We start from the raw sequence: 13,228 nt of genomic DNA, 5'->3' as shown, positions 1-13,228 counted from the left end.
CCACTAAAACCTGTAACACCTCCAAAACCTGTAACACCTCCAAAACCTGTAACTCCACCACCAGGGGAATCGAATTCACCTGCTGAATAAACAATCTGTTGAGAATATTTTGATTTTAGTAATTAAAATGATTCATTCTATTTATCACCTTGCTATTATCCTCTTCATTTTTTCTAGTTTGAGTAATAATATTGCTTCAGCACAAATGAATAACGAAGCAGAATCTCTAATTGAATCGACTCCAACAGAATTACGAATTATACTTACCCTTCCTACCAATTGGAAGGCACATCGGAGTATCCGAAACTGGATCGGGTATAATCTTACATTCCAACCCAAACACATCTAAAACCATCTTTTCATTCATCACATCTTCCGGTTTACCTTGTGTATAAATATTCCCTTTATTAACTGCTACTAAATAATCAGCATAGCGACAAGCTTGGTTTAAATCGTGTAATACCATTACCAAAGTTCGTCCTTGATTTTGATTCAATTCCCACAGCAAATCTAACACCTCAATTTGATGCGCTAAATCCAAAAAAGTTGTCGGCTCATCTAATAGTAAAATATCAGTATCTTGAGCCAAAGCCATTGCAATCCAAGCTCGCTGTCGCTGTCCCCCAGAAAGAGTATCTAATTCCCGTTCTGCAAACTCTTTCATTCGAGTAGTTTCTAAAGCTATATCCACAAAACGTTCATCTTCCTTAGTCCATTGCTGCAACCAATTTTGATAAGGATATCGTCCGCAAGCAACTAAATCTTTTACAGTCAAACCTTCCGGTGCAACTGGTGATTGAGAAAGAATTCCTAACTTTTTCGCAACGGCTTTTGTCGATAATTCAAATACGTCGCTAGAATCTAAATAAATAGTTCCGTGAAAGGGTTTTAACAGTCTTGCTAAACCCCGCAACAATGTAGATTTACCGCAGCCATTCGCACCAACCAAAGCGGTAATTTTTCCTTGAGGTATGCTTAAATCGATATTTTTAATTATATTTGTATTTTCGTAACCTAATGTGAGATTTTTGGTTGAGAGTTGGTAGTGAGTTTTAGTTTCTAATTTCATTTATAATAAAATTGGTAATAGGTAATGGGTAATGGGTAATGGGTAATTGGGCATTGGGCATTGGGAATAGTTATGAGTGAGAAATTATTTTCTACCCCCTCTTCCCCCTCTCATTTCCTCCTACTCCTAACTAACAAATAAACAAAATAAGGCGCACCAATCACAGCAGTAATAATTCCACAAGGAAGTTCTATGGGAGCAAATAAAATTCTTCCTAAAAAATCAGCTATAACTACAATCATTGCTCCTGTCATTGCAGCTACGGGAATTAATCCTTCATGAATATTTCCTACTAATTGACGAGCTATATGAGGTGCTATTAATCCTACAAATCCAATTGTTCCTGCTGTCGCTACTGCTGCTCCCGATAATGCAGCACTAATTAATAATAAAAAACTCCGTTGCCATTCAACTTTACTACCCAAACCTTTAGCTATGTCTTCTCCTAAATTCAAAGCATTTAATTGTGGTGCATTTATAAAAGCTAAGGGTATAAAAACAATTAACCAAGGTAGTAATGAAAAAAGTTGTTCCCAACTGCGTCCGTAAACGCTTCCCGCTAACCATACTAATGCTTGACTAACATTATAAATATCGCCAAATGTCACCATCAAATTTGTAAAAGCACTAGCTACCGCCGCAATTCCCACACCTATTAAAATTAAACGTACCGGATGGGTACCTCTATCCCAAGCTAGAAAATAAATTAATAACGAAGCTATCAAAGCACCGATAAAAGCAACTATAGGCAATATTCCCGCAGGTACATTTGGTAATAATACAATCAAAGTGACCGCTGCTAAACTTGCACCGGCATTAATACCAATAATTCCTGGATCGGCAAGAGGGTTCCGAGTTATACCTTGCATAATAGTGCCGGAAATCGCTAAAGCCATACCTACAAGACAAGCAGTAAGGGTTCTTGGTAAGCGTAAAGTGTTAATTACAAAGCCATAATCTGCATTTCCCGTATCTATACCCAAGACGGTTTGAATAACTGCAAGCGGTGGAATAGGATATTCCCCAAAGGAAGTATTCATTACCATTGCGGTTAAGGTAATCAGAATTAAAATTAATAAGACTATGGGAACGCGCTTTTTGAGGCGGAAAGAAATCGGAAGTAATCTAGAGCGAAAAACGATTGTACTTGTCTTCATTTGTTCACCTTGGTTTTAGCTAAATAAATGAAGAATGGCGCACCAACTAAAGCTGTCATAATACCTACGGGGATTTCTTGCGGTTTAATAATTAATCGAGCTGCAATATCGGATGCTAAAAGCAATATGGCACCAAATAAAGCGCTGTAAGGTAAAATCCAACGGTAATCTGTTCCTACGATAAACCGAACAATATGAGGAACCACCAAACCGATAAATCCAATCGCTCCGGCAACTGCGATCGCGCTACCATCTAACAGCAAAACACATACAGCAGCAAGGATTTTCACCCATGCGGTTTGTTGCCCTAAGCCTTTAGCAATATCTTCACCCAAACTCAAAATTGTGATTTGTTTAGAAATAATCAACGTCAATATCATGCCGATGCAGACATAAGGCAAAATTTGCAGAATCAGACTTGTATCCGCACCAGCTAAAGAACCCGCTAACCAAAAGCGAATTTCTTCGAGAGTACTTTGACTAACAATTAATATCCCAGTGGTGAGAGAAGCAAGGAAAGCGCTAATCGCCGCACCAGAAATAGTTAAGTTAAGTGGAGTAATCCCGCTTCTACCTAAAGAAGCTAAAAAATACACACTTACCGCAGTAATTCCCGCACCAGCAAAGGCACACCAAACATAAAAACTTGGCGACGAAGCACCGAATAAAAATATTGCCATCACCACCGCAAACGCCGCACCTGCATTAATTCCTAGTATTCCTGGATCTGCTAAAGGGTTACGAGTGATACCTTGCATAATCGCACCAGCAGTAGATATCGAAGCTCCTACTAGCATTGCTAGCAAGGAGCGCGGTAATCTTACAGTACGGATAATTAGATGTTCTCTCGAACCATCGAAGGATACTAGCGAATCATAAACACCTTGCCAAGAAATATCAGCCGCACCGTAGGAAACACTAACAAAAAGAAAGATTATAAGTACTAGACATCCGACTATTAAGCCAATTACGGGTTTAGTACGCGATAGTATCTGCATATGGGTTTGTGTGGAAATTGGTTTATTCACCCGCTTGTAAATCCGTTATTCATAATAATTTACATTTAGTAGCGATGAAAAAATCTTGGGATAATAAACTTCAAATAGGAAATTAAGCTTTATATAAGCCTTACACTAAATCTGCGACTTGATATAACAATTCTTTCTTCATAAAAATAGGCTACTAAATTAAATAACATTTTAAATTATTGCTATTCTTTCTCAATATATTTGATTAATCTAGTATATTTCTTACAATTTATCAAGAATTTTTATCAAAAATACTATTTGCATACAGCATAAGCTCAAATCTTCCATCTTCCATAAGTCTAGCTCGAACAATTCTCTAGATTTAAAGCTTGTATCCATGTTGCATTAATTTAAGACAAACTAAACCCGGTTTTTTACGAAAACCGGGTTTATTGATGATAATCAATGATTTAGGAATACTGTAGAACTATACAAAAGCTTCAATTAAAATCTTTGTTCCCAGAAAAATTAAGCTACCCCCACCAATTACTTCTACTTTTTGTTTAAACATATCACCGCAAAAATGGCCAATATAAACTGCGATAAAAGACAAAGTAAAAGTAATAAATCCAATCACGGTAGCCGTCAATAAAATAGAGCTTTTTAAAATTGATAATCCCAATCCCGCTGCAAAAGCATCAATACTAGTGGCAATTGATAATGCTATTAACGTATAAATTTCTAAACAATTAAATTTTGGTTTTTCATCATTATTGCTATCTGCAAATGATTCAAAAATCATCTTTCCACCAAGATAGACAAGTATACCAAAAATTATCCAATGATTAAAACGAAGAACAAAACTTCTGATACTTAGTCCAGCTAACCAACCTATTAAAGGCATAATAGCTTGAAAAATACCGAAGAAAAGTGCTATTTTAATCGCTTTATACATTTTGATATGTCTAATAGTTAAACCACTGCTCAGAGACACCGCACAAGCATCAGCAGCTAATCCAAAAGCGAGTAAAATTGAGCTTGATAGTTCCATTTGTTAAATAAAACATAGTTATAGTTTTGAATTATAGTCTATTTTATTAATATTAATTATCATCTTTATCTCATTGTTATTTCATATTTTATTCATTATTATTGAAAGCTAGTTGATTTAATAACGTTTGGCAAGATGACATAAACTAGTAGACTGAAAATTTACTGTTTGTTGAAAAAAATAAAATTATTTACCGATATATAGTCCGAGTTTAGGCTTTAATTTAAGGAGTATTTAAAGAGACGTATAATTGTAAGGAGACGCAGCATTGCGACTTCTGGGACATTCGGTGGTAAATCGACACAAAACTGACAATAATACGATTGATTCAATTATTTTTTTAGTGGCAATCGCCAATTTTGCACCTTTAACCAATCGCACTTTATCCATCACCGCGACAATCTTTCCGTGATTCATATTAAGTCCGGCTAATTACTTACGATATAACTCTAGTGAAAAGATGGCGGTTATTATCTACTACTTATTACTTATTGCTTATTACTTATTACTTATTACTTATTACTTATTACTTATTGCTTATTACTTATTACTTATTACTTATTACTTATTACTTATTACTTATTACTTATTACTTATTACTTATTACTCAGCCTTCACAGATATGATAACTGTTTAACCGGACATGATATCACCCCTTCATATGCATTCAATACCACTATCAAATGTTGTTCGGGTTTTACTTCTGCTTTTACTGTATTCTGATATTGCTCTATTGTTCGTTCCGATGAATTATTAGCAGTAATGCAGCTGCCAAAATAGCAAAAAGACTTCCAGTAATAAAAGTTGCTTCCGAACCGATTGACTCCCACAAACTACCTGCTAAAAGACTCGCAGGAAGAAGTGCAGCACCTGTCGCGAGGTTGATAAACCCAAAGGCAGTACCGCGTAGATTAGATGGAACTCTATCTGCTACCAATGCCAATAATATTCCTTTGCTCATGCCTTGATGTAATCCATACAATGCACATAATCCCCATACTTGCCAGGGAGTATAACTAAAAGCGAAGCCCAAGTATATCAGAGCATATAAAGAGAAACCTCCTACAAGCAACCTCAACCTTCCGATGCGATCGGATATCAATCCAACTGGATATGCACTTAAGCTGTAAGTTAGATTTATAACAAATATTGTTAAGGGTACGAATAAATTTGATACTCCAGCTTGCCGCACTTTGAGTAGTAGAAAAGCATCGCTAGAATTTCCTAAATTAAATAATAATGCAACTGCCACTAATCCCCAGTAGTTTCTACCTAAACTACGTAAAGTATTCCAGCGTAGGGGATTATTCTGCATTCTATTCACGCTACTGTTTGGCTCTTGTACGCCAAGAGCTAGCAAAGCTACTGCTAAAATACCTGGAATTAAAGCTAACCAAAAAACTAAACGAAAGTTTTCTCTCCCAGCAGACATCAGCACAAATGCAGCCAATGGTCCTGTAAATGCACCAATTGTATCAAGAGACTGACGTAAACCGTAAGCAGCACCAATATGAGCTTTATCGGTAGCATCTGCAACTAAAGCATCGCGGGGAGCTACACGAATTCCTTTACCAACTCTGTCACCGAAACGAGCCATCAATACCCAAGCTGGGCTTGTCGCTAAGGCAAATAAAGGTTTAACTAAAGTGGATAAACCATACCCAGCCACAGTAAGTTTTTTACGTTGTCCGAAGTAATCGCTTAAGGCTCCCGAAAAAACTTTTAATATCGAAGCTGTTGATTCTGCAATTCCTTCAATCAAACCAACCGTTAGCAAATTTACTCCTAGTGTCGAAACTAGAAATAGAGGTAGCACCGATTCAATCATCTTGGAACTGACATCTGTCAAGAGGCTGACAAAACCTAAAATCCAGACATTACGCGGAATGTTATTAAAAATTTGCTTTGTCACTTTAATCTATATCCCTTATCAACTAATCACGAACTCCAAATTAGATCCCCACTCAACTGATGCTGTCGGTTAAACACTGCAAAAAACGCTAAAGTTAACACCCCAATCGTAGCCAAAGCAGTTCCCGAAGCTTGCGTAAAAATAATTAGAATCTGGTAGCGCACGGCATCAGTAGGACTAGCCCCAGCCAATATCTGACCTGTCATCATTCCCGGCAGACTAACTAACCCCATCACCATCATTGAATTAATTGTGGGAATCATCCCCGTCCGCAACGCTTCTTTTAATGTTTCGTGTGCTGCCTCCCAACGAGTCCCACCCAACGTCAACAATGCTTCGATTTGCTCGCGTTTACTGCTCAAATCTTCCATAAATTTATCTAGCGCTAGAGATGTACCCGTGAGTGCGTTTCCTAAAACCATACCCAGTAAAGGAATTAAATATTGCGGATCGTACCAAGGCTCAACGCGAATAATTCCATTTACCGTTAATCCTGTCACCAAAAATGAAGCGCTTAACAAACAGACAAAGTTATTCCAATAAATACTAGAAAATCGCCTGCGGGTACGGTTTACACTTGACAGGGCGGCGATGGTAGTCATGGTAACAGCTACAAGTAATATCAATAATGGGTTTTGTAGAGTAAATACCCATTGCAAAGCGTAACCTACTAGCAATAATTGCGCTATCATTCGCAGCGATGCTATTACCAAGCTTTTAGTTAATCCCAACCGTAGCGCTAGAGAAAGACAAACATTGATAATAATAAATAAAGTAGCTAAAGCCAATTGACCGTAGCTAATAGAAATATAGTTATCCATAAGTAACAGTGCAAAATTAATATAGGGAATAGGGGATAGGGAACAGCTTTAATTACGAATTACGTTAGCGTAGCGTGTCCCGGAGGGACATCCACCCGAATTACGAATTTTTTCTACTCCCTTTAATCAAATCGAAGACGAATCTGACGATTAGTAATTCGCTCCAACTGTGTTGGGTCGTGACTCGTCCACAGATAAGCTCGTAGTGGGGCTTCGGCTTGCCAAGCACTCACCAAAGCTTCTAAACTACCAGCAGTTTGAGCATCTAATGAAGCAGTTGGTTCATCGAGTAACAGTATTTTAGGAGCAAGTTGTAATGCTCGTAAAAAAGCAACTATTTGAGCTTCACCTCCAGAAATTGCGTTTACTCGACGCTTTAAAAAGTCATCGTTTTTATGCAAAATTTGCAAGTAATTTAAAATTGCAGCACGGTTATAAGCTAGATGACGATTGATTTTGAGACCATAAACTTGCTTTAAATTTGATTCTACAGTTCCTTCCCATAAAGCTGGACGTTGGTGGAGGTAGATAATTTGGGAACGATATTTAGGTAAATGCCAATTATTAATATTTTTTCCTTGAAATATAATCTTTCCTGCTTGTATTTGGTCAAGTCCCGCTAGAGTTCGCAAAAGTAGACTTTTACCCGAACCCGAAGCACCCAAGACAGCGACTTTTTCACCCGAAAATAATTCAAAATTTAAATTACGCCAAATCCAGTATTTATCGATTTTCCGACCCAAACCTCGTACTGAAAGAATCGGTGTTCGAGGAGATACTAATGTTTCAGCAGCCCGGTTTTGGGTTTGTTGAGTTTTCATGGCTAAACGTTATTTTAGCAACCTGATAAACTAACCTTATCAGCTAATTGCAAGTTTTTATCTTTAAAATTTATTTAACAAATACGGGTATTATGCTGGGTGGATAATTCTTTCCTATATCTCCAAAAATATCTGTAATCCTCGACACTATTACAATCTTAAAATTAATGATATTATTTCTCATCTAGTATTATAAGAATTTGAATTAAAACGTTTAAGCCCCAAATTTTTCTAGGGGGTCAATCCAAAAAATTCATCTGTTGTTAAAAGCATCCGTTGTTAAAATCCAAAATCCAAAATTAAAATGACTCTTTTTCTCAAAGAATCAGCAGATTGTTATCGCTTATTACCTTTAAATTCACTAGATAATCAAAACCAGTTTCAACCAAAGACTTACGAATTTCAACTGTATGACCCTAAAGGAATTAGTTATGGTTGTCGAAGTTGGTTTCACCTGCGTCCGGGAATCTCGCTTTTGGTAGAAGATTATCAATTACAAGAAAACTTAGTTGTTGAAACTTCCCCAACTCAACCATGTACTTTTTTAGAATTAGGTTTTGGTATTTTTGGTAATAGTTACGATACAAATCTCAACTCAGGACAAAATTTTATATCGCTTGACTCAGATACAGATGAAAGTAACACGAAAGAATGGCTTGCTCAGGAAAGAATCTTAAAAATAGATATTCATATCGAATATTCATTCTTTGAAAGTTTGGTATTGTCTTATTTGGATATATTACCTGATAATTTTCAAGATGTTATTAAAAATGTCGATATAAATTACTTTCAAGTTGGTAGAACAACACCACAAATGCAAACTGTGTTGCGTCAGATTTTAAATTGTCCCTATCAAGGTTTAACAAAACAGCTTTATTTGGAAGGTAAAGTATTAGAATTAATGGCTTTACGTTTGGAAGATTTGCAGAATACTAAAGCGTTAAATTCAACTACGAATCTCAAACCGGAACAGATAGATAGTATTTATCAAGCGAGAGATATTATCATTAACAACTTTAGTAATCCACCCTCATTATTATCACTAGCTCGACAAGTAAATCTTAATGACTGCACTCTTAAAAAAGGTTTTCAGCAAATATTCGGTACAACTGTTTTTGGTTATTTGCACGATTATCGCATGGAACGAGCCAAAGAATTGCTTTTAGAAGCAAATGCTGTGAATAAAGTCGCTCGAACTGTAGGTTATTCCAGCCACAGTGCTTTTATGACTGCTTTTCGCAAGAAGTTTGGTGTGAATCCCAGCGTTTATTCCCGGAAAAATTCCGTTTAGAGCAGGTTTAAATTCCGTTTAGAGAAGATTTAGGACTTCAGTTTTTCCTTTACTTGCCGTAAGATTACTGACAATAGTTATTGATAAGGCTGTTATTTACAGTCACAAAAGATTATTTGAGCATCTACTGTCTGGCTGGATACGAGTAAGTATTATTATTTGGTGTGGGGAGATTAATGAAGTTAGATAAGTTGTTTCAAAGCTTGCTTTTGACTAGCGGGATTGTTTTTCTCATCGGTACTCCCGCTAGAAGTGAAGAATATCAAAAAGGTAGAATTAATAAATCTGGAGTAGTTTCTCGAAGACCCCGAAATTTTCAAGTAAAAACAGCAAGTTCGGAAAAAAGAATAAAGTTGGATGAAGCAGGTAAAAATATTCTTCAGCTTGATGAAATTGAATTTCCCGTAACTAACGCTCAAATGCTGGTACAAAATCCAGCACCATCCCAAAGAAGTATTATACCAATTACTGGAGTTAAAACCAATTCAACAGATAAAGGTTTAGAAATAATTTTACAGACACCTCAAGCAAGACAGTTACAGGTAGTAAATCGTAGCATTGACAATAGTTTTATAGCCGATATTCCCAACGCTCAATTACAGCAAGCATCGGGTGATACATTTGAATTCACTCAAGAAAAACCTCTACAGGGAATTACTGAAATTATTGTAACTAACTTGAATGCAAATACTGTCAGGATTGCAGTCAAGGGTGAATCAGGATTACCGAAAATTGAATTATTCGACAGTGGAGAAGGTTTGATATTTGGATTAGCACCTACTGCTTCTACAGCACAGAAACCTGTTCCAAAACCGGAAGAAGAGAAACCTGCTCAAAGTGAAACTCCATCAACAAAACCCGAACAACCAACAACCGATGACGAATCCATTGAGTTAATCGTAACAGCCTCACGTACTGAAGAAGATGTACAGAGAGTAGCACGTTCGGTGACGGTAATAACCCGAGAAGAAATTGAGGAACAAACTACCGTCAACCGCGATTTAACATCGATACTTGCGAATACCGTTCCTGGTTTAGGTCCAAGTTCTGAATCACAAGCAAGTTTTACTCAGACTTTGCGAGGAAGACAACCTTTAGTATTAGTCGATGGGGTACCAATTACCTCGAATATCGATAATGATACCTCAGTTGCAAATTTACGTCGGATTGATACTGATGCAATTGAACGAATAGAAGTAATTAGAGGACCGAGTGCTACTTATGGTGATGGAGCAGCAGGTGGGGTAATTAATATCATCACCCGTAAGCCAAACCAAGATAGAGTTGTATCAGAAGCGGAAATTGGAGTTCGTTCTGTAGGTAATTTTAAATCTGGTAGTTTTGGTAACTTTTTAAATTACGGAATTTCCGGTAAACAAGGAGATGTAGATTTTGTTGCATCTTTTACCCGCGATAGTTTTGGAACACCATTCGATGCAGAAGGAGACAGGATTCCTTTGTTTGCTGACTCGGAATCAGATAGTACTTCTATCAACGTTTTTGGTAAGCTGGGTGTTGACTTAGGTTCGCAACAAAGATTGCAAATTACAGCAAATCATTTCAATGATTCTCAAAGTCAAGAGGGACAGTTAGACGAGACTTCTGCAAATCTCGAAAAAGCACGTTTTTTAGATATACCAATTGATTTTATTGATTCTGCCGACCCTTTTAACCGAGGAACTGTGATTAGTTTCGACTATACTCACAACGATATTCTCAACAGTTCGCTCAAAGCGCAAGCTTATTACCGTCAAACAAAAACAGCTTCCAATCTTTTTGAGAATCGTCAGTTTCGTCCCCAAGATCCTTTAGATATTGGTCGTTCGGTGGTGACAGCAGAAAGATTCGGTGGACGTTTACAGTTGAATACATTTTTATCAGATAATGTCAGCGTGCTGTGGGGTGCGGATTATTCTAATGAAGAGAGCGAAGGTAATTTCGATGTATTTGATATTGATGAATTTGACAGTAGTGGTGGTAGAAGAGCGCGAAAAATTGGCGAAGTGATTCGGATTGCACCTTATGATATTGAAAACTTAGGTTTATTCTCTCAGTTAAAGTGGGATGCAAGCGAACGTTTATCTCTTAGTGGTGGAGTCCGTTACGAAAATTTTAATGTATCGGTAGTCGATAATTGGGTGGATGGAAGAACTGGAGCATCTGCTACTGGTGGGGATAAAACCTTAGATGATGTAGTGTTTAATGCTGGTGTAGTCTACAAAGCAACTCCAGAAGTAAGTGTATTTGCTAACTTTGCTCAAGGATTTTCACTTCCCAATATTTCACGAATATTACAGCGTCCTGAAGATGGTTTCAATTTTGCTGAAGATGTGGAACTATCAGCACCACAAAAAGTTGATAGTTACGAATTAGGGATTCGCGGACGGTGGAACAATTTTCAAGCTTCTCTGGCAGGGTTTTATAGTTATTCAGCTTTAGGAACATCAGTACAATTTGAAGACTTTGGCACTGGTAATTTTAGTATTTTAAGGTCTCCCCAACGTAATTATGGCATTGAATTAGCAGTAGATTGGCAACCAAGCGACAAATGGAAATTGGGAAGTACATTGACTTGGAGTGAAGGAGAACTGAAAGAATCAGAAGAAAGTGGATTTGTTGCCATTACTGGTTATGAAGTTTCCCCTTTAAAATTAACTGCATATGTGGAGAATCAAACTTTACCAGGATGGAGCAATCGTTTGCAAGCATTATATGTTGGAAGTAGAGACCGCGCTTTTGATGCAGACGTTGATCCCATCGGTATAGATAGTTATTTACTCATGGATTTAATTAGTAGTTTGAAATTAGGTGATGGTACGCTCAGTCTGGGTGTTCGTAATTTATTGAATAACCAATACTTCAATATTAACAACCAAATTAGCTTTGGTTTTGACCCTGCTTTTGCTACAGCTTCTAGGGGTCGAACTTTTACTTTAAATTATCGTTGGAGTTGGTAAATATAATTCGTAATTCGTAATTCGTAGGGTGTGTTGTCGCAAAGCGCAACGCACCATTATAGAAAGATTTTGGTGCGTTAGGCTAAAGCTATAACGCACCCTACAATTGCAAATTATAAAATTAAAATTAAGATTTTCTACTATTCCCAATTCCCCATTCCCTATTCCCTACTCCCTCTTTTCAAATAATGAAAAAACCAATATTCAAACTTCTAAAGTTATTCTTATTAACAAGCATTACATTTGTCATAATTACAGGTTGCAATAATTATTCATCTCAAAAGAATCAAATTTTCAATTCTAATTCCGCTACATCCGAATGTAAATCAATTCAACACGATTTAGGAGAAACTTGTATACCTCTCAATCCTAAACGTATCATCGCTTTAGATGAAAAAATGATGGAGATATTAATAGCATTAGATTTAAAACCAATCGCAGCACCCAAACCTAGTTTAGCAGGTAGTAAAATCAAAATATTAGGAGAACAAGCTGAAGGTATAGTTTCTTTAGGTAAGGTAGTTGAGCCGAATTTAGAAAAAATAGTGAAATTAAAGCCAGATTTAATGTTGGGTTTTTCTTTTAGTACAGAACAAAATTATCAATTATTTTCTAATATTGCTCCTACAGTTGCAATTGAATATAGTCACAATGCATGGAAAGATGCTTTATTACAAGTTGCTGAAATTACGGGTAAACAAAAACAAGCACAACAATTATTAGATAAATATCAACAGCGGATAGAAGTATTAAGAAAGAATTTGAATAATAAAAATAATCAAAAAACAGTTACTATCAGTCGCTTTTATAACGGAGAAACCCCAGAATTTCGCAACAAATTATCATTTCCTGTCAGCGTTATTTCAGAAGTAGGATTATCTATTCCAGAAAAACAAACTCAAATTACTAACACTTCAGGCAATTCTTATGTATCGGTAAGCTTAGAGCGTATAGATTTACTTGATGCAGATGTTTTATTCGCAGCATTAGACCCTAAAGCAGAAGAAAGCTTCAAAAGATATCAAAATAGTCCTTTATGGAAAGAACTGAATGCTGCAAAAAACAATCAGGTATATACAGTTGATTCTAGCTACTGGATATTTGGTAATATTCTATCAGCAAATGCGATTTTAGATGATTTAGAAAAATATTTACTGAATGAGAAAAATGTCAAAAATTAA

Annotated in this window: 10 protein-coding genes and 1 pseudogene; 3 read left to right on the top strand and 8 right to left on the bottom strand. The window is 36.5% G+C overall.

Annotation, left to right across the window (positions count from 1 at the left end; translation table 11 throughout):
- Positions 1-250: 250 nt before the first annotated feature.
- The 8 genes and pseudogenes from RIV7116_RS29965 to RIV7116_RS29935 form a co-directional block, all read right to left on the bottom strand.
- Positions 251-1,069: an ABC transporter ATP-binding protein gene (locus tag RIV7116_RS29965; protein WP_015122097.1), complete on the bottom strand. Its 819-nt coding sequence runs from the start codon at positions 1,067-1,069 to the stop codon at positions 251-253.
- Positions 1,070-1,179: 110 nt separating this feature from the next.
- Positions 1,180-2,226 (bottom strand): iron ABC transporter permease, encoded by a 1,047-nt coding sequence (locus tag RIV7116_RS29960; RefSeq protein ID WP_015122096.1) that lies wholly within the window; start codon positions 2,224-2,226, stop codon positions 1,180-1,182.
- The gene (locus RIV7116_RS29955) at positions 2,223-3,224 is read right to left on the bottom strand and encodes an iron ABC transporter permease (protein WP_015122095.1); all 1,002 of its coding nucleotides are present in this window, start codon (positions 3,222-3,224) and stop codon (positions 2,223-2,225) included. Before RIV7116_RS29955 ends, RIV7116_RS29960 begins: the two co-directional genes overlap by 4 nt.
- 457 nt (positions 3,225-3,681) lie before the next feature.
- Entirely contained in the window at positions 3,682-4,245 is a 564-nt protein-coding gene (locus tag RIV7116_RS29950) for a manganese efflux pump MntP family protein (protein WP_015122094.1), read from the bottom strand.
- A 336-nt stretch (positions 4,246-4,581) separates the two neighbouring features.
- Positions 4,582-4,662, bottom strand: a pseudogene (locus RIV7116_RS36155) (biopolymer transporter ExbD); the annotation flags it as partial.
- 313 nt (positions 4,663-4,975) lie between these two features.
- Positions 4,976-6,157, bottom strand: a complete 1,182-nt coding sequence (locus RIV7116_RS29945; protein WP_015122092.1) for an MFS transporter — start codon at positions 6,155-6,157, stop codon at positions 4,976-4,978.
- A gap of 26 nt (positions 6,158-6,183) precedes the next feature.
- Positions 6,184-6,978, bottom strand: coding sequence for an iron export ABC transporter permease subunit FetB (fetB, locus tag RIV7116_RS29940; RefSeq protein ID WP_015122091.1), 795 nt, complete (start codon positions 6,976-6,978; stop codon positions 6,184-6,186).
- Positions 6,979-7,100: 122 nt separating this feature from the next.
- Positions 7,101-7,799: an ATP-binding cassette domain-containing protein gene (locus RIV7116_RS29935; protein ID WP_015122090.1), complete on the bottom strand. Its 699-nt coding sequence runs from the start codon at positions 7,797-7,799 to the stop codon at positions 7,101-7,103.
- Positions 7,800-8,103: 304 nt separating this feature from the next.
- Here RIV7116_RS29935 and RIV7116_RS29930 point away from each other — a divergent pair, with 304 nt between their 5' ends.
- From RIV7116_RS29930 to RIV7116_RS29920, 3 genes are all read left to right on the top strand, one after another.
- Entirely contained in the window at positions 8,104-9,090 is a 987-nt protein-coding gene (locus tag RIV7116_RS29930; RefSeq protein ID WP_015122089.1) for a helix-turn-helix transcriptional regulator, read from the top strand.
- Positions 9,091-9,266: 176 nt separating this feature from the next.
- Complete coding sequence (locus tag RIV7116_RS29925) at positions 9,267-12,047, top strand: TonB-dependent receptor domain-containing protein (protein ID WP_015122088.1); 2,781 nt, start codon at positions 9,267-9,269, stop codon at positions 12,045-12,047.
- Between the two features lie 188 nt (positions 12,048-12,235).
- Complete coding sequence (locus RIV7116_RS29920) at positions 12,236-13,228, top strand: iron-siderophore ABC transporter substrate-binding protein (protein ID WP_015122087.1); 993 nt, start codon at positions 12,236-12,238, stop codon at positions 13,226-13,228.

Origin of the sequence: Rivularia sp. PCC 7116 (assembly GCF_000316665.1) — a bacterium.
Classification (GTDB): Bacteria; Cyanobacteriota; Cyanobacteriia; order Cyanobacteriales; family Nostocaceae; genus Rivularia.
This window is presented reverse-complemented; position numbering and strand designations above follow the sequence as displayed.

Bases quoted from the DNA above. Each gene is read 5' to 3' on its own strand.
- RIV7116_RS29965 (WP_015122097.1), bottom strand. From the start codon at position 1,069: ATGAAATTAGAAACTAAAACTCACTACCAACTCTCAACCAAAAATCTC.
- RIV7116_RS29960 (WP_015122096.1), bottom strand. From the start codon at position 2,226: ATGAAGACAAGTACAATCGTTTTTCGCTCTAGATTACTTCCGATTTCT.
- RIV7116_RS29955 (WP_015122095.1), bottom strand. From the start codon at position 3,224: ATGCAGATACTATCGCGTACTAAACCCGTAATTGGCTTAATAGTCGGA.
- RIV7116_RS29950 (WP_015122094.1), bottom strand. From the start codon at position 4,245: ATGGAACTATCAAGCTCAATTTTACTCGCTTTTGGATTAGCTGCTGAT.
- fetB (WP_015122091.1), bottom strand. From the start codon at position 6,978: ATGGATAACTATATTTCTATTAGCTACGGTCAATTGGCTTTAGCTACT.
- RIV7116_RS29935 (WP_015122090.1), bottom strand. From the start codon at position 7,799: ATGAAAACTCAACAAACCCAAAACCGGGCTGCTGAAACATTAGTATCT.
- RIV7116_RS29930 (WP_015122089.1), top strand. From the start codon at position 8,104: ATGACTCTTTTTCTCAAAGAATCAGCAGATTGTTATCGCTTATTACCT.
- RIV7116_RS29925 (WP_015122088.1), top strand. From the start codon at position 9,267: ATGAAGTTAGATAAGTTGTTTCAAAGCTTGCTTTTGACTAGCGGGATT.
- RIV7116_RS29920 (WP_015122087.1), top strand. From the start codon at position 12,236: ATGAAAAAACCAATATTCAAACTTCTAAAGTTATTCTTATTAACAAGC.